Raw genomic sequence first — 18,815 nt, 5'->3', positions numbered from 1 at the left:
TCGCCTCCTCAGTGGCCGTGCTCGGCTTCGCCCTTGGCCAGCTCGGCCTTGAGCAGGAAGGCGTTGCTGCCAACGATGCGCTCGCTGCCGGTCAGGCCACCGAGGATCTCGATGCGTTCACCAGCGCGACGGCCGGCCAGCACCGGCTGCGCCTTGAAGCCGCCTTCGACGGCGACGAACACCGCGCTGCTGCCATCGACGTTCTGCACTGCATCGGCCGGGACGCTGAGCGAGTCGTCCTGGCCTTCGGTGACCACCACCGCCGATACCGGCGAACCTGCCGGCGGCAACGAGGCATCCACCGGCGTGGCACGGATGACCGCGACGCCGCCCTGCTGGCGCACATCGGCGGCCGAACCGGTGACGGTGGCGGTGAAGCTGCCACCCGGCACGCTGACTTCCAGCTTCATGCCGGGCGTGACCTGCGCGGCCAGCGCCGGCGGTGCGGTGAACACCAGCTCGTTCATCGTCGGGTCGGCGACGTCGGCCACCGCGCTGCCGGCGGCGACCACGCCGCCCGGGGTGACCTGCACGTTGCCGACGATGCCGGCCACCGGGCTGGTGATGCGCACGCGACCGCTGGCATCGGGCGCACCGTTGGCGGCGGCCTGGGCCTGCGCGGCAGCAGCCTGGGCCTGTGCCGCCAGCGAACGTGCACGGGAGGCTTCCATCTCCTGGCGGGCGACCACGCCCTGGTCGACCAGCGCCTTGTCGCGGCCATAGGCCAGCCGCGCGGCTTCGGCTTCGGCCGCTGCGGCCAGCGCATTGGCGCGGAACACCGCCGCTTCGCCGCTGACCACGATCGCCAGTGCCTGGTTCTGCTTCACCGCGGTGCCCGGTGCGACCAGAACGCGTTCGACGCGGCCGGTCACGGTCGACGCCACCGAGGCGCGTGCACCGACCGACGGTTCGACCCGGCCGGACAGGCGCGTGGAGCCACCGCCACCGCGACCGATCGCGACCACTTCGATACCGGAGGCCTTGATCTGCTCCGGGGTCAGCTGCACCACGCCTTCGTCGGCGTCAGCAGGTGCCTTCGCGGTTTCTGCCTTGGCTTCCTTGCTGCCGGCGGCATGGCCGTGGCCATCGTCGGTGCCGGCCTTGGCCGCAGCGGGGTTTTCATTGGCAGGCGTCTGCGCGTTGCCGGCGCAGCCAGCCAGCAGGACGGTCAGCAGTACGCCGCCGATCAGCGGGAAAGTACGGGAGAGAGTCATGGAGCCTCCACAAAGGGTGCGCGCCCTTCCAGGCGGGCAAGATCGATTTCCGCGGCGACGCGCGACAGGCGCGCATCCACGGCGGTGCCGCGGGCGGCGATGAGGGCGCTGCGCGTGCTGCGCAGTTCCAGCTGCGAGATGCGTCCGGCGTCGAAGCCAATGCGGGCCAGGCGATACGCCTCTTCGGCGGCGACCACGCTTTCATCGGCGGCGCGGGTACGGCTGCTGGCGGCCTTCAACCCGGCCACCGCAGAGAGGCGCTCGGCCTCGCTGTCGCGGCGCTGCTGGTCCAGGCGCGCTTCGGCCGCGCGCTGGTCGGCATTGGCGGCGCGGATGCCACCGCGGTTGCGGTCGAACAGCGGGATGCTGAGGCTGACCCCGAGGTTGTAGGCACGCTCGCCGCCTTCGCGGAAGCGGGTCTGCGCGGCGGTGACACTTAGGTCGGGCAGGGCACGCTTGCGCTCCAGCTCGACCAACTTGCCCGCCGCATCGGCTTCGGCTTCGGCGATGCGCACCGCCAGTGCCACGTCGGTGGCGCCACGCGGTAGCGGCGGCGCACGGTCGAGCAGGCTGTCGTTGATCGACTGCACCGGTGCATCCAGCAGTGCAGCACCGGCCAGGCGGGCCAGCGCGGCATCGCGGAACGCCTGCGCTTCATCCAGCGCGGCGCTGGCGTTGGCCACCTCGCTCTGCGCCTGCACCGCACGCAGCTGCGGTTCGCGGCCCTGCTTGACCAACGCGTTGACGGCGTTGGCGTCAGCGCGGGTGAGGGTCAGTGCTTCTTCGGCCAGGGTGTAGCGGCGCAGTGCACTTTCCGCCTGTGCGTAGACCACCGCCAGCTGGCTGGCCACGTCGCTGCGGCTTTGGGCACCACGCAGGTTGGCCGCCTGGGCTTCGGCCCGGGCCGCACGGACGCGCGCGCCACGCTGGCCCCAGACCTCCAGCGGCTGGGACAAGGTGAGCACGGTATCGGCCTTGCCCATGCCGCCATAGGAGCCGGTGCCCCAGGCATTTTCAGCTGAGTAGGAGAGGGAAGGGTTGGGCAATGCACGGGCCTGGTCGGCGCGCGCGTCGGCGGCCTCGGCCAGCGCCGCACCCACGCGGGTGCCGGGCAGCTGGTCCAGGCGTTCAAGCAGGGCGTCGTAGGAAGGGGCGGCTTGCGCCATCACCGATGCCGCCGGGGCCAGGCCCAGCAACACGGCGACGACCAGCCCGGCCGCGCGCGGCGACCGAGGTGTCAGGATCGACATAGGAGGATTCCGGTTGTGAGTGAAACGGGAGCCCGCAATCGCGGGACGCGCTCAACTCACGCCCGGGGGGGACGCGTCAATTCATCCTGGGCGACCGCATAGGTCGCCGCGTCGCCGGCATTCATCCAGCGCGCCGGCAGTGGCGCACCGAAGGCGGCGAGGGTACTGGCCGGCAGGCTCAGGTTGGAGTGGTGGCAGTGGTTGTGGCCACAGGCACCAACATGCTTGCCGTCGGTATCGCCATCGGCATCCGGTGCGGACTCCACGTGCACCGTGCTGGCGTGCGGTTCTACCGTGCAGGCCAGCGCGTCGGCCACCGGCACGACCACGAATGCCGCCATCAGCAGCATCATCAGGTACGTACGCAGTTGGCGGGTGATCCGGCGCATGGAAGGGAGGCTAGCAAGCGGTTTTCGCCGGATACAATATCAATGGCCGCTTCGGGAATACGTCGGAATCTCCCGTTCAGGTGGGCCGGGCGCGGGGTCGGATCCCTTTCCGCCGGAAAGGGCTCTGACCCCGACACCTTGCTGCCGGCCAGCGGCCGGCACTACCGGTCTGCAGGCAGCTTCGCGATCACCTTGATCTCGAACTGGAACCCATACAGCCAGGTCACGCCAATACCGGTTAGGGTCGGGTGCGGCGCCTCGCCCCAGTACTCGGGCACGATCGCCCAGGCCTTCTCGAAGTTCTCTTCCGGATCGACCAGAAATACAGTCACATCGATCACGTCATCGAACGTGCAGCCGGCGGCGGCCAGCACCGCATTGAGATTCTCGAACGCGCGGCGCACTTGGATTTCGAAATCCGGCTCGGGTGAGCCGTCCTCGCGGCTGCCGACCTGGCCGGAGACGAACAGGAAGCCATTGGATCGGATCGCCGGCGAGTAGCGGTTGCGCTCGTACAGGGCCTGGCGGCCGGCGGGGAAAACGACATCACGCTGTGACATGGGGAAGATCCCGTGGGAGAGAACGCCATCCTCCGCGCCAGTGCTGTCTGGATAAACCGCGATGATCAGCCTAGATTGATTGCCAATTCCAAACAATCATGGCCCGCCATGGACCGTTTCGAGGCGATGCGGGCGTTTGCCCGGGTCGTGGAAACCGGCAGCTTCACCCGCGCCGCGCACACGCTGCAGATCAGCCGCACCACGGTCACCCAGCTGGTGCAGCAGCTGGAGGCACACCTGCGGCTGCGCCTGCTCAACCGCACCACGCGCCGGGTCAGCGTCACCGCCGACGGCGCGGCCTACTACCCGCGCATCGCCCGCCTGCTGGCCGAGCTGGAAGAAGTGGAGGGCGGGCTGGGTGACGCGGCCACCCAGCCACGCGGGCGGCTGCGCGTGGATGTGCCCGGGCCGTACGCGCGGTTGCGGCTGGTGCCGGCGTTGCCGGATTTCCAGGCGCGCTACCCGGAGATCCAGCTGGACATCGGCGTCAGCGACCGCGAGGTCGACGTCATCGCAGACAACGTCGATTGCGTGATCCGGGGTGGCACCCCGGCCGACCCGGCACTGGTGGCGCGACCGCTCGGCGCGCTGCCGATCGGTTTCCACGCCAGTCCGGGCTATGTGCAGCGCTTCGGCCTGCCGACCGACCCGCGCGCGCTGGAAGGACCCGACCACCACATGATCGGCTTCCTCAGCCCGCGCAGTGGCCGGGCGCGGGTGTTCAGCGCACAGCGCGGCGATGAGCGCGTTGAGGTGCAGGGCCGCTATACGGTCGGCTTCGATGATGGAAATGCCTATCTGGCCGCTGCGTTGGCGGGGTTGGGCGTGGTGGCGCTGCCCAGCTACATGGCCGAACCGCACGTGGCGCGCGGCGAGCTGCTGCCGGTGTTGCAGGACTGGCAGCTGCCGCCGATGCCGATGCATGTGATGTTCCCGCCGAACCGGCACATGAGCCAGCGGCTGCGGGTGTTCATCGATTGGGTGGTGGAAGCGTTGGGGTGAGTGCATCGGCCGCGTGCGAGAATCGGCGTGCACGTACTGGAGAACGCACACCCTGATGAGCCGCATCGTCGCACTGGATACCGAAACCACCGGCATCTCCCACCGCCTGGGGCACCGGGTGATCGAAATCGGTGCCGTCGAACTGATCGATGGCCAGCTCACCGGCCGCCAGTTCCACACCTACCTGCAGCCGCAGCGCAAGGTGGATTGGGGCGCACAGCGCGTGCACGGCATCAGCGATGCGATGCTGGTGGGCAAGCCGCTGTTCTCCAGCAAGGCGGCCGAACTGCTGGAGTTCCTGCGCGGCAGCGAGATGGTCGCGCACAACGCTACCTTCGATGTGGGCTTCCTGGACAACGAGCTGCGCCTGTCCGGCATCCCCGGCACGCTGGCCCAGCACTGCCGCATCACCTGCAGCCTGAAGCTTGCGCGGGGACGCTGGCCGGGTCAGGGCAACAAGCTGGATGATGTGCTGCAGCGCCTGCGCATTCCCAGCCAGCGCGGCCTGCATGGCGCGTTGAAGGATGCGCACCTGCTGGCGCAGGTGATTCCGCACCTGCGCTGAGGCCTGGCCGCTGTCACACCGGCCGCAACCATCGCTCGATCATTGCAACGCCACAGGCCACCCCGTCCTCATGGCGCATCGCCACGCCCAGGGCCGCCGCGCGTGCGCGTGTTGCGTCGGTTTCAACGAAGGTGATGGCTGCCGCCAGCGTTGCTGCGTCCAGCCGCTTCGGTGACAACGGTGCCGGTGCCACGCCCAACCGATACAGACGATCAGCCCAGAAGAACTGATCGGCGGCGAACGGCATCACCAGCGAAGGAACACCGGCGCGGCAGGCCGAATGCGTGGTGCCGCTGCCACCGTGATGGATGGCGAATGCGCAACGCGGGAACAGCGCTTCGTGTGGAGTCGGCCCCAGTACGAAGACCGAATCGGGCAAGCGCATCGCAGGCAGTCCCACCCAGCCAGGAAACAGCAGCACCCGGCGTGGCGCCAGCGCCTGCAGCAGGGCCGGCAACACGCGCTCGCGATCAAAGCCGGTCATGCTGCCGAAGCCCAGATACACCGGCGCCGAGCCGGCATCGAGGAAGGCCTGCAGATCGGCCGGGGGTATCCAGGGCGCATCGGGAAGGCGCCATTGGCCACAGACGATGTGGTCGGCCGGCCAATCCGCCGGTGGCGGCAGCAGCTGCGGCGAGATGCCATAGAGCATCGGCAGGCCGGGCCACAGCGAGCGGCGCGGCGATTGCCCCAGCTGCTTGCGGGCTGCGTTGATCGGCCGACGGAACTGGCGCCAGATCAGGCCGTTGACCAGCCCATAGCTGGCGCGGTTCAACCAGCCCGGCGAGCGTCCCGGTGGCAGGAACGGAGAGCGGAAGGCCCGCGTCGGGGTCAGCGGGATCATGCCGGTGCCGATGACCGGCAGTCCGCGGCGTTCGCCCACGCTCATGCCGACAAAGGCCGCCAGGCCACCGGTCAGAATCGCATCGCAGCCTTCGGCAGCGGCATCTGCCTGGCGCATCCAGCCGCTGACATGCTGCAGCGCCATCCGTGCCAGCCCGCTACTGGCGGCGGCAACACCGTTGCCACGCGAGACCAGCGCGACCACTTCGTCATGGATGTCACCTTCAAGAGCCGCATGGGGCACATCCAGTGCCTGCGCGCTGCCCAGGGTGCCGCCATCGGCAAGCAGTGCCACCTCGTGGCCTGCGCCGATCAGCCCATGGCAGAGCATGGCCAGCGGACGCGTATCGCCTTCGGTTCCGTAGGTCAGGGCCAGCAGCCGCATGGAAAGCTCCGCAGTGAACCGGAGCAGTATGCCGGTTGGCGGGCTCCCGGCCCTGCCGGTTCAGCCGCAGCCTGTGGGTAACTTGCGCAAGTGCTTGAACCCGTGCATAATGCGCGGCTCGCTGTGTCCGGTTTTCTACCGGGCGGCGCCCCCGGGAGCACGTCCCCGGCCGCCCAACGCCAGCGTAACCCTTTGATTCTCTTGACGTGTGGTGGGCAACCATCGAGGCCGCCGTCTCCCGGGCTACGGGCTGACAACTACTACTATCGAGGTGCGCAATGTCCCGCGTATGCCAGGTTTCCGGCAAGCGAGTGCAGACGGGTAACAACGTCTCGCACGCCAACAACAAGACCCGTCGTCGTTTCCTGCCGAATCTGCACGAGCGCCGTTTCTGGGTGGCCAGCGAGAACCGCTGGGTCAAGCTTCGTGTTTCCGCGCATGCACTGCGCACCATCGACAAGAACGGCATTGATTCCGTTCTGGCTGAGCTGCGTGCGCGCGGCGAAAAGGTCTGAGGAGTAAAGCATCATGGCAGGCAAGCGCGATAAGGTCCGTATGATTTCCTCGGCCGGTACCGGCCACTTCTACACGACCGACAAGAACAAGAAGAACACCCCGGGGAAGATGGAATTCCTGAAGTACGATCCGGTCGTGCGCAAGCACGTCCTGTACAAGGAAGGCAAGATCAAGTAATCCGCAAGGATTGCTGGTCCCCGCGAAGAAACCCGCCCTTGTGGCGGGTTTTTTCATGCCCGATGTTCCCGTGGTGGGTGCCTGTGGGTGCCGGCCGTTGGTCGGCACACTCCCTCCACCCCCCGGTAGGTGCCAACTTTGGTTGGCACGCTGTCCCCGTGCTCGGTAGGTGTCGACCTTGGTCGACACGCGGTCCCCGCCCCCGGTAGGTGCCAACCTTGGTTGGCACGCTGCTTCAACGCAGTCGAGCGCGGCTCGACTCTACAAAGGCCGGTGGGCAGAATGGCCCATCACCTCCCGACGGGCGACACGATGCTGTTCGAGTGGTTGCTGGGTTCCTACCTGCTGCTGATCGACTGGCTGATCCGGCTGGTCGCGCTGTGCTGGATTCCCACCCGCACCACGCCCGGCGCGGCGCGCAGCTGGCTGCTGCTGGTCGGCTTCGTACCGCTGCTGGGCCTGCCGCTGTACCTGCTGTTCGGCCACCCGTGGCTGTCGCGCGAGCGCATCCGCCGCCAGGCCGAGGCCTCGCAGGTGATCCGCGAGGAGCAGGCGCTGCAGCATCGCCTGCGCTGGACCCCACAGCCCGACACCGCCAGCGCCGAGATCGTGCCGTTGGTGCAGCGCCAGGGCGATTTCATGCCGGTACACGGCAACGCCGTCGATCTGCTGACCGACTACGACGAGTCGCTGCACACGCTGATCGCCGACATCGACCAGGCCGAAGACCGCGTGCACCTGCTGTACTACCTGATGTTCGACGACGCGGTCGGCGAGGCCATTGTCGAGGCCTTGCAGCGTGCCGCCGCGCGTGGCGTGCAGTGCCGCGTGCTGCTCGATGCGGTGGGCGCCAAGCGTGGCCTGCGCGCCTATCGCAAGCGCCTGCAGGCGCGCGACATCGAAGTGCGCGCGATGCTGCCCGGTGGCCTGCGCTGGCGTCGCAGCGGACGCATGGACCTGCGCAACCACCGCAAGATCGCGGTGATCGACAACGAAGTGGCCTATGTCGGTTCGCAGAACCTGGCGGGCCCGCAGTTCGTGCCGGGCCACCCGAACCGCGAACTGGTGGCGCGCGTCCGCGGCCCGGCGGTGGCGCACCTGGAAGCCGTATTCGCCAGCGACTGGTACATGGAGACCGGCCAGCGCCTGGATGTGATCACCGATGTGCCCGAATGCGGCGACGACATCGCCACCCAGCTGCTGCCCAGCGGCCCGGCCTACCCGTACAGCAACGCGCGCGACGCGGTAGCCGCGCTGATCCACCTGGCGCGACGCCGGCTGGTGATGGTCACCCCGTACTTCGTGCCTGACGAAGCCACACTGAGTGCGCTGCGTATCGCCGCATTGTCCGGCGTGCAGGTGCAGCTGATCCTGTCTGCCAGCAACAACCAGCGGCTGACGTCGTGGGCGCAGGAGGCCTACTACGATGAACTGCTGCGCTGTGGCGTGCGCATCGCGCTGTACGAGCCGCAGTTCCTGCACGCCAAGCACATGAGCGTGGATGAGGACATCGCCGTGCTCGGCTCCATCAACATGGATATCCGCTCGTTCGCGCTGAATGCCGAGATCGGCCTGATCTGCTACGACCGCGCGCTGGTCCAGCAGCTGTGCGCGATCGAGGACGGCTACCTGCGCGAGTCGCGGCAGCTGGACCTGCAGCAGTGGCGCAGCCGTCCCACGTGGCGGCGCAGCCGCGAAGGTATTGCACGGCTGGCCGATGCGTTGATGTGAAGCAATGCCGGCCGCCCATTCCGGCAATCCGGCCCGTCATCGCCGATGGCCTACAATCGGCACATGACTGATTCACCGCGTAATGGCGAACTGGACCTGGCAATCATCGGTGGTGGTGCGGCCGGGGTGCTGGTGGCGATCCAGGTGTTGCGCCAGGCCAAGGCGCCGCTGGCGCTGGCCATCTTCGAACCCGCCTCGCAGCTGGCGCAGGGCATCGCCTATGCCACGCCATGGCCGGAGCATCTGCTGAACGTGCCGGCGGCGAAGATGAGTGCGTTTGCCGACCAGCCCGGCGATTTCCTCGACTACCTGATGGCCGCCAATGCCTACCCGGGCGAGGCGCGCGAGGTGCTGGGCGAGCGCTATGTGTGCCGCCACTACTTTGCTGCCTACCTGCAGCAGCGCCTGCAGGAGGCCGCTGCGACCAGCCCGGCACAGCTGCAAGTGATCGCGCAGCCGGTGCTGGGCCTGCAGCCGGATGACCATGGCTACCAGCTGACACTCGGCGATGGCAGCACGCTGCACGCCGCGCAGGCGGTGCTGGCCACCGGCAACAGCATGCGGCCGCTGCCGGTGGCCGGTGCCGAGGCACTGCCCGCCGATGACGTGATCGTGGCCTGGGACTACGACGGCGTACGCACCCTGGCCGGCGAGCAGGCCGTGGCCATCGTAGGCTCCGGCCTGAGCATGGCCGACACCGTGTTGGCATTGGTCGCCGCCGGCCACACCGGCCCGCTGCATGTGATCTCGCGCCACGGCCTGCTGCCGTTGCCGCATGCGCATGGTGGCCTGCCCAGGTTCGACCCGGCCACGCTGCTGCCGATGAACCTGCGCCAGCGCCTGCGCGCGTTGCGTGGGTTCGCACGCCAGGCACAGGCCGACGGCCTGCCGTGGCAGGGCGTGATGGACCGCATCCGTCCGCACGGGCAGGCGCTGTGGTGCAGCCTCGACGCGGCCGACCAGCGCCGCTTCCTGCGCCATGTGGTGCGCTACTGGGACGTGCATCGCCACCGCATCGCCGAAGAGGTCGACGCACAGCTGCAGGCGCTGATCGAAAGCGGCCAACTGCGTGTTCACCGGTCCCGCCTGCAACGCGTCGGCCGCGAAGGCGATGCCCTGCGGCTGTCGGGTCGCGATGCCACCGGCAATGAACAGCAGTGGACGATCAGCGGCGTGATCAACGCTACCGGCGTGGAAACCCGCGCCAGTGCGCTGCGCAACCTGCTGCTGCAGCAGCTGCAGGCCGATGGCCTGGCCCGCCCCGGCCCGCATGGGCTGGGCCTGGACAGCACGGTGCCGGGCGATCGCCTGTGTGCCGCCGGTGGCCAACCGCAGGCGCGGCTGGGCGTGCTCGGCAGCCTGCGCATCGGCAGCCTGTGGGAAAGTCTGGCGGTGCCTGAACTGCGTCAGCAGGCGCAGGCACTGGCCACCCAGGTGGTCGCAGGAGCCGCGACGGCGATGCCGTAAAATGGGGGCATGGATGTCTCCCACCTGCTTGATGGCCTGAACCCGGCCCAGCGCGAAGCCGTCTCCGCTCCCCCCGGCCACCACCTGGTGCTGGCCGGTGCCGGTTCCGGCAAGACCCGCGTACTCACCCACCGCATCGCCTGGCTGCATGAAGTCGAAGGCGTGCCGACCCACGGCATTTTCGCGGTGACCTTCACCAACAAGGCGGCCGGCGAAATGCGCCACCGCATCGACGCCCAGCTGCCCAACGGCAGCCGTGGCATGTGGATCGGTACCTTCCACGGCCTGGCCAACCGCCTGCTGCGCCTGCACTGGCAGGACGCGAAGCTGCCTGAAGGCTTCCAGGTGATGGACTCGGACGACCAGCTGCGGCTGGTCAAGCGCGTGGTGCAGGCGCTGGAGCTGGACGACGGCAAGTACCCGGCCAAGCAGATCGCGTGGTGGATCAACGCGCAGAAGGACGAGGGCCGTCGCCCGCAGCACATCCAGCCCGAGCCGCATGATGCGTGGCTGGAAACCATGCGCCAGGCCTATATCGAATACCAGGCACGCTGCGACCGCGCCGGCCTGGTCGACTTCGCCGAGCTGCTGCTGCGCGCGCATGAACTGCTGCGCGACAACCCGGCGCTGCTGTCGCACTACCGTGCCCGCTTCCGCGAGATCCTGGTGGACGAGTTCCAGGATACCAATGCCATCCAGTACGCCTTCGTGCGCGTGCTGGCCGGCGATTCCGGCCACGTGTTCGTGGTCGGCGACGATGACCAGGCCATCTACGGCTGGCGCGGCGCCAAGGTCGAGAACGTGCAGGGCTTCCTGCGTGATTTCCCAGGTGCGCAGACCATCCGCCTGGAACAGAACTATCGCTCCACTGCCAACATCCTCGGCGCTGCCAATGCGGTGATCGCGCACAACCCGGATCGCATCGGCAAGCAGCTGTGGACCGACAGTGGCGACGGAGAACCGATCGACCTGTACGCGGCGTACAACGAGATGGACGAGGCGCGCTACATCGTCGAGCGTGCCCGCCAGTGGGTACGCGATGGTGGCAGCTACACCGAAGTGGCCGTGCTCTACCGCAGCAACGCACAGTCGCGCGCGCTTGAAGAGGCGCTGCTGAGCGAACAGGTGCCCTATCGCGTGTACGGCGGCATGCGCTTCTTCGAACGGGCCGAAATCAAGGACGCGCTGGCTTACCTGCGCCTGCTGTCCAACCGCAACGATGACGCCGCCTTCGAGCGCGCGGTCAACACGCCTACCCGGGGCATCGGCGACCGCACGCTGGACGAAGTGCGCCGCGAGGCGCGCGCGCAGGGCATCTCGCTGTGGGAAGCAACGATGCTGGTCACCCAGGGCAACGCGCTGGCCGCACGCGCGCGCAATGCACTGGCCGGCTTCCTGGGGCTGGTCAACGAGCTGCAGGCGCAGACCGTGCACATGACCCTCGCCGAGCGCGTGGACCACGTGCTGGCCCGCTCGCAGCTGCGCGAGCACTGGAGCAAGGAAAGCCGCAATTCGCTGGATTCGGAATCGCGCACCGACAACCTCGACGAACTGGTCTCGGTCGCTTCGCGCTTCGTGCGCCGCGCCGACGACATCGAGGAAGTGGGCGAGGACATGGACGAGCTGGTCGCGTTCCTGGCCTACGCCGCGCTGGAGGCCGGTGAAGGCCAGGCGCAGGCCGGCGAGGACGGCGTGCAGCTGATGACCCTGCATTCGGCCAAGGGCCTGGAATTCCCGCTGGTGTTCCTGGCGGGCATGGAAGACGGCCTGTTCCCCAGCGCACGTTCGCTGGAGGAAAGCGGGCGGCTGGAGGAAGAGCGCCGCCTGGCCTACGTCGGCATCACCCGCGCGCGCCAGAAGCTGGTGCTGAGCTATGCCGAGTCGCGCCGCATCCACGGCCAGGACAACTACAGCCTGCCGTCGCGCTTCCTGCGCGAGATCCCGCGCGAACTGCTGCACGAAGTGCGCCCGAAGGTACAGGTCTCGCGGCCGGCCTCGATGGGTGCCAGCCGGGTGATGGGCCATGCCTCGATCGAGGCGCCGCCGGTCAAGCTCGGCGCGCTGGTCACCCATCCCAAGTTCGGCGAAGGCATGGTGACCGACTACGAAGGCAGCGGCGCCCACGCCCGCGTGCAGGTCGAGTTTGCCGACGCCGGCAGCAAGTGGCTGGTGATGGCCTACGCCAACCTGACGGTGATCTGATCACCGTCGGGGGGCGGGATCCCTGTAGAGCCGAGCCATGCTCGGCTGCTGTTGGCGGGGAAGAACAGCCGAGCATAGGCCCGGCTCTACAAAAGCGGTTGGACGTTACACGTATGGGGTCAGAGCCCCTTTCCGTTGGAAAAGGGATCCGACCCCGATACGCTGCAGCCATGACCCGCAACGTGCTCTTCCTCTGCAGCCAGAACCGCCTGCGCAGCCCGACGGCCGAGCAAGTGTTCGCCGAGTGGCCGGGCATCGAAACCGCATCGGCCGGGCTGCTGGCCGATGCCGAGGAAGTGCTCAGCCCCGAGCTGCTGCAGTGGGCCGATATCGTGTTCGTGATGGAGCGTGCTCACCGCAACCGGCTGTCCAGCCGCTACAAGCCGTGGCTGAAGGACAAGCGGGTGATCTGCCTGGATATCCCGGATGACTACGACTACATGGACCCGGTGCTGGTGGAGTTGCTGAAGCGCAAGGTGGCGCCGTTCCTGCGTTGAGCGTTGGTGGTGTAGAGCCGAGCCCATGCTCGGCTGCTTCTGGCGGGAAAGGCAGCCGAACATGGCTCGGGTCTACCAGAAAGACAGAGCGTCAGTCCTGCGCCTTTGAACCGGCCGTCGCATCCTGTTCGGACATCGACTGCTGCAGGCTGCTGGTGAAACTCTTTACCGCGCGCTCCAGTGCGATTTCCCAGTTCTCGCGTGATGGCACCTGGAAGATGTTCGCGCCATGCCCGGTGGCGGTGAAGGTACGGGTCTGGCCTTCCTTCCGCGCAACGACCTGCACCGAAATGTCGGCCAGCATCTGTTGTGTGGATGACACCATCCGGAAGAAGTTCGCCGGCATCTTGACCGAGAAATCGGTGAGCGAGGCCTCCAGTTGCGTACATGAGGTTTCGCACTGATCGGCGGTGCGATAGCCCATGTTTCGCAATGCCTGGATCATGATTGCGCGTGTCTTGTCCGCCGCTGTGGTGGACTCGATGGAGACAAGGACGCCGTTGCCTTGACGAACCACCCCGGCAATGTTCTTCGCACGGTCGGCTGCCGCAACTTCCGGGTAATAGACCGGACGGACGTCGCGCACCGGCCCCACCACCACTACCGGACCCTCTTCGGGATTCACCCGGATATCGGGCACGTTCACGCGCACCACTTCGGTGCGGATGCCGCAGCCGGTGAGGAGCAGCAGCAGCGAAAGACCAATGATCGACTTCATGTATTCCCCCTGTTGGAATGGTGTCCTTGCGACGCGCATTATCGCGTGGCTCGCAGGCAGCGGGAGTGGCGTTGGTCACAGCGGGGCAGCCGAGCATAGGCGTGGCTCTACTGGGACGAGCAAAATGCAGTCGAGCATGGCTATGCCGGTCGTCCTGACCGGCACCCTTTGGGCGGTCGCAAGCGACGTTGGCAGCGGCTCCTGCCGCTCCCTTCGACTCTACAATGGGGCCTGACATCCTCCAGGAACGCCCCCATGACCGAACCCACGCTGCACGTCACCGTGAAGTTGAACGCCCGGCTGCAGCCGGAGCATCGCCACGAACTGTTCGAAGATCCGCTCGATGCGCTGCTGCAGGCGGCCCAGGTGGGCGAGCTGACTGGCGGCGGCACCGCGATGTCCGATCTCGGCGAGGTCGAATACGGTGATATCGAAGTTGCCCTGGTCGATGCGGCCGGCGTGCCGAAGCTGATCGACCTGCTGGAACAGCTGGGTGCACCGAAGGGTTCGCAGCTGCAGGGCGCGGGTGAAGCCGACCGCAGCTTCGGCGTGACCGAGGGGCTGGGCATCTACCTGGATGGCCTGAACCTGCCGGACGAAGTCTACGAGCAGTGCGATTCCAACCACGTGTTCGAACAGCTGTCGGAGAACATCGACGGCCTGGGCGAGATCTGCAGCTGGTGGCAGGGCCCGACCGAAACCGCGCTGTACATGTACGGCGGATCGTTCGAAGCGATGCGTGATGCGATTGCCGGATTCGTGGGCAGCTATCCGCTGTGCCAGAACGCACGCGTGGTGCAGATCGCCTGAAGGTAGGGGCGCTGTAGAGTCGAGCAAGCTCGACTCTACGGCAGCAGGTTATCGGCCGGCTGACTGCCGGGCGTTGTCGCGCAGCGCCATGTCCTTGCCGATCTGGTAGCCGCCGAACAGCACCGCCAAGGCGATGATCGCGGCGACCATGATGGACTTCTGGGAACTCCAGACGGGCGGCTTGTTGTCCTGCATGTCGGTCGTCCTTGGGCGCGGCAGTGCGCCGCCCGCCGAGCATGCGCCGCCCGACCGGTGCGTGCAAGCGGGCGGTGCGCACACGCCAATGCGCGGCGCCGGATTGATTCTGCTCAAGGCACGGCCTGCACATCCGGTGTGCAATGGTGTCGTTCCCATCTGGCAGATCGCTACGGAGCCCCACCATGTACAAGCGCATCCTGATTGCCACCGACGGATCCGAGCTGGCCGACAAGGGCCTGGCCAAGGGCCTGGAGCTGGCCAAGGACCTCAATGCCGAGGTCGATATCGTGACTGTTTCCGAGCCATGGGCCGTCGGCATGTACGATGCCATGGGCTGGAGCGTGGGCTACATGAACAGCCCCGAGTACAAGGCCGACCGCGAGGAAGGTGCGCAGAAGGTGCTGCAGCCGGCGCTGGCCAAGGCGGCCGAGCAGGGCATCACCGCCAATCCGGTGCACGTGCTGGACCGCTACGCGGCTGACGGCATCATCGAGACCGCCGGCGAGCGCAACAGCGACCTGATCGTGATGACCTCGCACGGCCGCCGTGGCGTGACCCGCGTGCTGCTGGGCAGCCAGACCGCCGAAGTGCTGGCACGCAGCACGCTGCCGGTGCTGGTCATCCGCTGATCCACACCACTGATTCAAGCGTTCCCGGGGAGGGGACCCGACGCCGGCCGCAGGATGCGCGCCGGCGTTGTTTTTTGTCGGGGATCGGGGGGCGGATCCACGCATGGCGTGGATCTACTGATAGGCGGTCACCCACGCATGGCGTGGATCCACGTTCGTTGTCCCGGTAGATCCACGCCATGCGTGGATGGGCCGTGCCGATGGCCTTGAGGGGTCAGAGCCCTTTCCTGTGGAGAGGGATCCGACCCCGGTCACATCACCAGCTGTACAGCTTCCAGTACACCGGCGACACACCGTCCTTGTCGTTGTCGAAACGGCCATCGCCGTTCTTGTCGTACATGTAGAACGGAGCACCGCGCGATGGCGTCACCTTGACCATGCGCAGCTGGCCGGACACACGGTATTCCTCGATGACATCGCCGTTGTCCATGGTGCGCTTGGAGACATCGGCGCCCTTGACGTCCACCGGGGGAGCACCTGCGCCACCCATGCTGGCGCAGCCAGCGAGCAGGAGCAGGGAAGCCAGCATCAGGGTCTTCATCGGCGGGGGCCTTTGCCTGGAGAGAGCCCTGATTATGCCCCATCGCCAGGTGCGTGCCGTGTCGTCGCGGTGCAGGCACGGGCGCGTAGAATCGGCCCATGAGCAGATTAGTCCTGATCGACGGGTCCAGTTACCTGTACCGCGCGTTCCACGCGCTGCCGCCCCTGTCCAATGCACAGGGTGAACCCACTGGCGCACTGTTCGGCGTGGTCAACATGCTGCGTTCGACGCTGAAGGAACGCCCGGCCTACGTCGCGTTCGTGGTCGATGCGCCCGGCAAGACCTTCCGCGATGACCTGTACGACCAGTACAAGGCCAACCGCCCGCCGATGCCCGATGAGCTGCGCAGCCAGGTCGAGCCGATGTGCCGCATCGTCGAGGCGCTGGGCATCAGCATCCTGCGCGTCCCCGGCGTGGAAGCCGACGATGTGATCGGCACGCTGGCCCTCCAGGGCCTGGCGCAGGACCTGAAGGTGACCATTTCCACCGGCGACAAGGACTTCGCCCAGCTGGTGCGCCCGGGCATCGAGCTGGTCAACACCATGACCGGAAGCCGCATGGATTCGGATGCGGCGGTGATGGAGAAATTCGGCGTGCGCGCCGACCAGATCATCGACCTGCTGGCGCTGATGGGCGACACCGTCGACAACGTGCCGGGCGTGGAGAAGTGCGGGCCGAAGACCGCCGCCAAGTGGCTGGCCGAGTACCAGCACCTGGATGGGGTGATGGCGGCCGCGCCGACCATGAAGGGCAAGATCGGCGAAAACCTGCGCGCGGCGCTGGAGCGCCTGCCGCTGAACCGCGAGCTGGTGACCATCCGCACCGACCTGGCGCTGGACGCCAGCCCGACCACGCTGGCCCTGCGCGAGCAGGACGTGCCGGAGCTGACCGAGCTGTATGCGCGCTACGGCTTCACCCAGGCGCTGAAGGAGCTGGGTGCGCCGGTGCCGGCACCGGTGGCCGCCAGCGAGGCGACCCCGAGCCTGCGCGGCACTGCGGCCGGCTTCGCGCGTGGCAGCGTCGAGGCGCCCGCCGCCGGCACGCTGGATCCGGCACTGTCCGCGCCGGGTGAATACGAGACCGTGCTGAGCGCCGAGCAGCTGCAGGCCTGGGTCGAACGCCTGCAGCAGGCCGACCTGATCAGCTTCGATACCGAAACCGATGCGCTGGACGCGATGCGTGCGCGGCTGGTGGGCATCAGCCTGGCCGTCGAGCCGGGCAGGGCGGCGTATATTCCGGTCGGCCACGATTACCCGGGTGCGCCGGCCCAGCTGCCGATGCAGCAGGTGCTGGACGCACTGCGCTCGGTGCTGCAGGACCCGGCGAAGAAGAAGCTGGGCCAGCACGGCAAGTACGACCTGCACGTGCTGCGACGCCACGGCGTGCAGGTGCAGGGCTACCACGACGACACCATGCTCGAGAGCTTCGTGCTCAATTCCACCGCCACCCGCCACGACATGGATTCGCTGGCGCTGCGCTACCTGGGCTACAGCACCATCAAGTTCGAGGACGTGGCCGGCAAGGGCGCCAAGCAGATTCCGTTCTCGCAGGTGGGCATCGACGAGGCCAGCCGCTACGCCGCCGAGGACGCCGACATCACCCTGCGCCTGCACCACGCGCTGCAGCCGCAGCTGCTGGCCGAGCCGGCGCTGGACAGCGTTTACCGCGGCATCGAGATGCCGCTGGTGCCGGTGCTGGCCAGCATCGAAGCCAACGGCGTGCGGGTCGACACCGACGAACTGCGCCGGCAGAGCCAGGACCTGTCTTCGCGCATGCTGGCCGCGCAGCAGAAAGCCACCGAGCTGGCCGGGCGCAGCTTCAACCTGGATTCGCCCAAGCAGCTGCAGGCGGTGCTGTTCGACGAGTTGAAGCTGCCGGCGGTGGTGAAGACCCCCAAGGGCCAGCCCAGCACCAATGAAGAGGCGCTGGAGGCGATTGCCGACCAGCACGAGCTGCCGCGCGTGATCCTGGAGTACCGCGGGCTGGCCAAGCTGCGCAGCACCTACACCGACAAGCTGCCGGAGATGGTCAACCCGGATACCGGCCGCGTGCATACCAGCTATCACCAGTCCGGAGCCGCCACCGGCCGCCTGTCCTCGTCGGACCCGAACCTGCAGAACATCCCGATCCGCACCGAGGACGGCCGTCGCATCCGCCGCGCGTTCGTGGCGCCGGAGGGCTTCCAGCTGCTGGCGGCCGACTATTCGCAGATCGAACTGCGGATCATGGCCCACCTGTCCGAGGACCCGGGCCTGGTGCGTGCCTTCGAGCAGGGCGCCGACGTGCACCGTGCCACCGCCGCCGAGGTGTTCGGGCGCACGCTGGAGGAAGTGACCCCGAACGAGCGCCGCGCCGCCAAGGCGATCAACTTCGGGCTGATGTACGGCATGAGCGCCTTCGGCCTGGCCCGCAACCTGGGCATCGACCGTGGCCAGGCGCAGGACTACGTGGCGCTGTACTTCAGCCGCTACCCGGGCGTGCGCGATTTCATGGAGCGGATGCGCCAGCAGGCCCGCGACCAGGGCTATGTGGAAACCCTGTTTGGTCGTCGCCTGTACCTGAACGACATTCATGCACGTAACCAGGGCCTGCGCGCCGGTGCCGAACGCGCGGCGATCAACGCGCCGATGCAGGGCACCGCCGCCGACATCATCAAACGCGCGATGGTGGACGTGGACCAGTGGCTGCGTGACAGCGGCGCACCGGCACGGATGATCCTGCAGGTGCACGATGAACTGGTGTTCGAAACCGAAAGCAGTTTCGTTGAAGACTTGCGTTTGCAGGTGGTCGAGCGCATGTCGCAAGCGGCCAAACTGCGGGTGCCGCTGGTGGTCGATACCGGCGTCGGCAACAACTGGGACGAAGCGCACTGAGGGTATTTCAGGCCGAAAACGACGTGAATTCGTTCATTCGTCAGAGGTTTCTGACTCGATCATGAATGTTGTCCTGATCGAGGTTCATTAAATTGGGCCCCTTCACGAACCGTTAGTGTTCGGAGTGCTTCTATAACTCTCGACAGGCGCAACGCCTGTTGTGGATCTCTCCCATCCCCTGGAGCAGATCTCGGAACGGGGACTCCTCCCCAAGTGCCCGTTCCCCGGCCCCGTTGACCTCCCCCTGG

At 67.4% G+C, this 18,815-nt stretch carries 19 protein-coding genes; 11 read left to right on the top strand and 8 right to left on the bottom strand.

Going from position 1 to position 18,815, the window contains the following annotated elements:
* Positions 1 to 8: 8 nt before the first annotated feature.
* The 4 genes from AC5P67_RS15200 to AC5P67_RS15185 all read right to left on the bottom strand — a co-directional run bounded on the left by AC5P67_RS15200 (position 9) and on the right by AC5P67_RS15185 (position 3,413).
* Positions 9 to 1,214 (bottom strand): efflux RND transporter periplasmic adaptor subunit, encoded by a 1,206-nt coding sequence (locus tag AC5P67_RS15200; RefSeq protein ID WP_062605319.1) that lies wholly within the window; start codon positions 1,212 to 1,214, stop codon positions 9 to 11.
* On the bottom strand, positions 1,211 to 2,464 hold the full coding sequence (locus AC5P67_RS15195; protein ID WP_005414903.1) for a TolC family protein: 1,254 nt from the start codon (positions 2,462 to 2,464) through the stop codon (positions 1,211 to 1,213). The genes AC5P67_RS15200 and AC5P67_RS15195 overlap by 4 nt, the downstream gene beginning before the upstream one ends.
* A gap of 56 nt (positions 2,465 to 2,520) precedes the next feature.
* Positions 2,521 to 2,853, bottom strand: a complete 333-nt coding sequence (locus AC5P67_RS15190) for a hypothetical protein (RefSeq protein ID WP_005414902.1) — start codon at positions 2,851 to 2,853, stop codon at positions 2,521 to 2,523.
* A 161-nt stretch (positions 2,854 to 3,014) separates the two neighbouring features.
* Positions 3,015 to 3,413, bottom strand: coding sequence for a RidA family protein (locus tag AC5P67_RS15185; RefSeq protein ID WP_043034426.1), 399 nt, complete (start codon positions 3,411 to 3,413; stop codon positions 3,015 to 3,017).
* Positions 3,414 to 3,521: 108 nt separating this feature from the next.
* Between AC5P67_RS15185 and AC5P67_RS15180 the strand changes: the two genes are divergently transcribed.
* Together AC5P67_RS15180 and dnaQ are read left to right on the top strand one after the other, a co-directional pair.
* Positions 3,522 to 4,415, top strand: coding sequence for a LysR family transcriptional regulator (locus AC5P67_RS15180; protein WP_099497364.1), 894 nt, complete (start codon positions 3,522 to 3,524; stop codon positions 4,413 to 4,415).
* Between the two features lie 55 nt (positions 4,416 to 4,470).
* Complete coding sequence (gene dnaQ, locus AC5P67_RS15175; protein ID WP_005411640.1) at positions 4,471 to 4,980, top strand: DNA polymerase III subunit epsilon; 510 nt, start codon at positions 4,471 to 4,473, stop codon at positions 4,978 to 4,980.
* A gap of 13 nt (positions 4,981 to 4,993) precedes the next feature.
* Here dnaQ and AC5P67_RS15170 read toward each other — a convergent pair whose 3' ends face one another.
* Complete coding sequence (locus AC5P67_RS15170; protein ID WP_088429532.1) at positions 4,994 to 6,208, bottom strand: nucleotide disphospho-sugar-binding domain-containing protein; 1,215 nt, start codon at positions 6,206 to 6,208, stop codon at positions 4,994 to 4,996.
* Between the two features lie 278 nt (positions 6,209 to 6,486).
* Between AC5P67_RS15170 and rpmB the strand changes: the two genes are divergently transcribed.
* The 6 genes from rpmB (at position 6,487) to AC5P67_RS15140 (ending at position 12,798) form a co-directional block, all read left to right on the top strand.
* Positions 6,487 to 6,723: a 50S ribosomal protein L28 gene (rpmB, locus tag AC5P67_RS15165; RefSeq protein ID WP_005411638.1), complete on the top strand. Its 237-nt coding sequence runs from the start codon at positions 6,487 to 6,489 to the stop codon at positions 6,721 to 6,723.
* 10 nt (positions 6,724 to 6,733) lie between these two features.
* Positions 6,734 to 6,901 carry a 50S ribosomal protein L33 gene (rpmG, locus tag AC5P67_RS15160; protein WP_169411268.1) on the top strand — a complete coding sequence of 56 codons (168 nt, stop codon included), beginning with the start codon at positions 6,734 to 6,736 and terminating at the stop codon, positions 6,899 to 6,901.
* Positions 6,902 to 7,213: 312 nt separating this feature from the next.
* The gene (gene cls / locus AC5P67_RS15155; RefSeq protein ID WP_005414897.1) at positions 7,214 to 8,632 is read left to right on the top strand and encodes a cardiolipin synthase; all 1,419 of its coding nucleotides are present in this window, start codon (positions 7,214 to 7,216) and stop codon (positions 8,630 to 8,632) included.
* Between the two features lie 45 nt (positions 8,633 to 8,677).
* The gene (locus AC5P67_RS15150) at positions 8,678 to 10,099 is read left to right on the top strand and encodes an FAD/NAD(P)-binding protein (protein ID WP_111193556.1); all 1,422 of its coding nucleotides are present in this window, start codon (positions 8,678 to 8,680) and stop codon (positions 10,097 to 10,099) included.
* A gap of 9 nt (positions 10,100 to 10,108) precedes the next feature.
* Positions 10,109 to 12,301: a DNA helicase II gene (gene uvrD / locus AC5P67_RS15145; protein ID WP_012481620.1), complete on the top strand. Its 2,193-nt coding sequence runs from the start codon at positions 10,109 to 10,111 to the stop codon at positions 12,299 to 12,301.
* Positions 12,302 to 12,471: 170 nt separating this feature from the next.
* A complete protein-coding gene (locus AC5P67_RS15140; protein WP_049396047.1) occupies positions 12,472 to 12,798 on the top strand; it encodes a low molecular weight protein tyrosine phosphatase family protein in 327 nt (108 codons plus the stop codon).
* Positions 12,799 to 12,889: 91 nt separating this feature from the next.
* Here the strand turns inward: AC5P67_RS15140 and AC5P67_RS15135 are convergent, their stop codons facing one another.
* The gene (locus tag AC5P67_RS15135; RefSeq protein WP_024957802.1) at positions 12,890 to 13,516 is read right to left on the bottom strand and encodes a hypothetical protein; all 627 of its coding nucleotides are present in this window, start codon (positions 13,514 to 13,516) and stop codon (positions 12,890 to 12,892) included.
* A gap of 255 nt (positions 13,517 to 13,771) precedes the next feature.
* On the opposite strand from AC5P67_RS15135, the gene AC5P67_RS15130 reads away from it, so the two are divergent.
* Positions 13,772 to 14,326 (top strand): hypothetical protein, encoded by a 555-nt coding sequence (locus AC5P67_RS15130; protein ID WP_049459628.1) that lies wholly within the window; start codon positions 13,772 to 13,774, stop codon positions 14,324 to 14,326.
* A 48-nt stretch (positions 14,327 to 14,374) separates the two neighbouring features.
* On the opposite strand, the gene AC5P67_RS15125 is transcribed toward AC5P67_RS15130, so the two are convergent.
* Entirely contained in the window at positions 14,375 to 14,521 is a 147-nt protein-coding gene (locus AC5P67_RS15125; RefSeq protein ID WP_005411630.1) for a hypothetical protein, read from the bottom strand.
* A 185-nt stretch (positions 14,522 to 14,706) separates the two neighbouring features.
* Between AC5P67_RS15125 and AC5P67_RS15120 the strand changes: the two genes are divergently transcribed.
* Positions 14,707 to 15,153 carry a universal stress protein gene (locus AC5P67_RS15120; protein ID WP_005411629.1) on the top strand — a complete coding sequence of 149 codons (447 nt, stop codon included), beginning with the start codon at positions 14,707 to 14,709 and terminating at the stop codon, positions 15,151 to 15,153.
* Positions 15,154 to 15,409: 256 nt separating this feature from the next.
* On the opposite strand, the gene AC5P67_RS15115 is transcribed toward AC5P67_RS15120, so the two are convergent.
* Entirely contained in the window at positions 15,410 to 15,694 is a 285-nt protein-coding gene (locus AC5P67_RS15115; RefSeq protein WP_005411628.1) for a DUF2782 domain-containing protein, read from the bottom strand.
* A gap of 98 nt (positions 15,695 to 15,792) precedes the next feature.
* Between AC5P67_RS15115 and polA the strand changes: the two genes are divergently transcribed.
* Positions 15,793 to 18,567 carry a DNA polymerase I gene (gene polA / locus AC5P67_RS15110; protein WP_012481616.1) on the top strand — a complete coding sequence of 925 codons (2,775 nt, stop codon included), beginning with the start codon at positions 15,793 to 15,795 and terminating at the stop codon, positions 18,565 to 18,567.
* The last annotated feature ends 248 nt before the right edge of the window (positions 18,568 to 18,815 follow it).

This window comes from Stenotrophomonas sp. YJH_SMC_21 (assembly GCF_059369555.1).
Note: the sequence above shows the minus strand (reverse complement) of the source record. Positions and strands in the feature narration are given on the sequence as shown.

What these genes read in the sequence shown, in the direction of transcription:
- AC5P67_RS15200 (WP_062605319.1), bottom strand. Translation starts at nt 1,214, where the DNA reads ATGACTCTCTCCCGTACTTTCCCGCTGATCGGCGGCGTACTGCTGACC.
- AC5P67_RS15195 (WP_005414903.1), bottom strand. Translation starts at nt 2,464, where the DNA reads ATGTCGATCCTGACACCTCGGTCGCCGCGCGCGGCCGGGCTGGTCGTC.
- AC5P67_RS15190 (WP_005414902.1), bottom strand. Translation starts at nt 2,853, where the DNA reads ATGCGCCGGATCACCCGCCAACTGCGTACGTACCTGATGATGCTGCTG.
- AC5P67_RS15185 (WP_043034426.1), bottom strand. Translation starts at nt 3,413, where the DNA reads ATGTCACAGCGTGATGTCGTTTTCCCCGCCGGCCGCCAGGCCCTGTAC.
- AC5P67_RS15180 (WP_099497364.1), top strand. Translation starts at nt 3,522, where the DNA reads ATGGACCGTTTCGAGGCGATGCGGGCGTTTGCCCGGGTCGTGGAAACC.
- dnaQ (WP_005411640.1), top strand. Translation starts at nt 4,471, where the DNA reads ATGAGCCGCATCGTCGCACTGGATACCGAAACCACCGGCATCTCCCAC.
- AC5P67_RS15170 (WP_088429532.1), bottom strand. Translation starts at nt 6,208, where the DNA reads ATGCGGCTGCTGGCCCTGACCTACGGAACCGAAGGCGATACGCGTCCG.
- rpmB (WP_005411638.1), top strand. Translation starts at nt 6,487, where the DNA reads ATGTCCCGCGTATGCCAGGTTTCCGGCAAGCGAGTGCAGACGGGTAAC.
- cls (WP_005414897.1), top strand. Translation starts at nt 7,214, where the DNA reads ATGCTGTTCGAGTGGTTGCTGGGTTCCTACCTGCTGCTGATCGACTGG.
- AC5P67_RS15150 (WP_111193556.1), top strand. Translation starts at nt 8,678, where the DNA reads ATGGCCTACAATCGGCACATGACTGATTCACCGCGTAATGGCGAACTG.
- uvrD (WP_012481620.1), top strand. Translation starts at nt 10,109, where the DNA reads ATGGATGTCTCCCACCTGCTTGATGGCCTGAACCCGGCCCAGCGCGAA.
- AC5P67_RS15140 (WP_049396047.1), top strand. Translation starts at nt 12,472, where the DNA reads ATGACCCGCAACGTGCTCTTCCTCTGCAGCCAGAACCGCCTGCGCAGC.
- AC5P67_RS15135 (WP_024957802.1), bottom strand. Translation starts at nt 13,516, where the DNA reads ATGAAGTCGATCATTGGTCTTTCGCTGCTGCTGCTCCTCACCGGCTGC.
- AC5P67_RS15130 (WP_049459628.1), top strand. Translation starts at nt 13,772, where the DNA reads ATGACCGAACCCACGCTGCACGTCACCGTGAAGTTGAACGCCCGGCTG.
- AC5P67_RS15125 (WP_005411630.1), bottom strand. Translation starts at nt 14,521, where the DNA reads ATGCAGGACAACAAGCCGCCCGTCTGGAGTTCCCAGAAGTCCATCATG.
- AC5P67_RS15120 (WP_005411629.1), top strand. Translation starts at nt 14,707, where the DNA reads ATGTACAAGCGCATCCTGATTGCCACCGACGGATCCGAGCTGGCCGAC.
- AC5P67_RS15115 (WP_005411628.1), bottom strand. Translation starts at nt 15,694, where the DNA reads ATGAAGACCCTGATGCTGGCTTCCCTGCTCCTGCTCGCTGGCTGCGCC.
- polA (WP_012481616.1), top strand. Translation starts at nt 15,793, where the DNA reads ATGAGCAGATTAGTCCTGATCGACGGGTCCAGTTACCTGTACCGCGCG.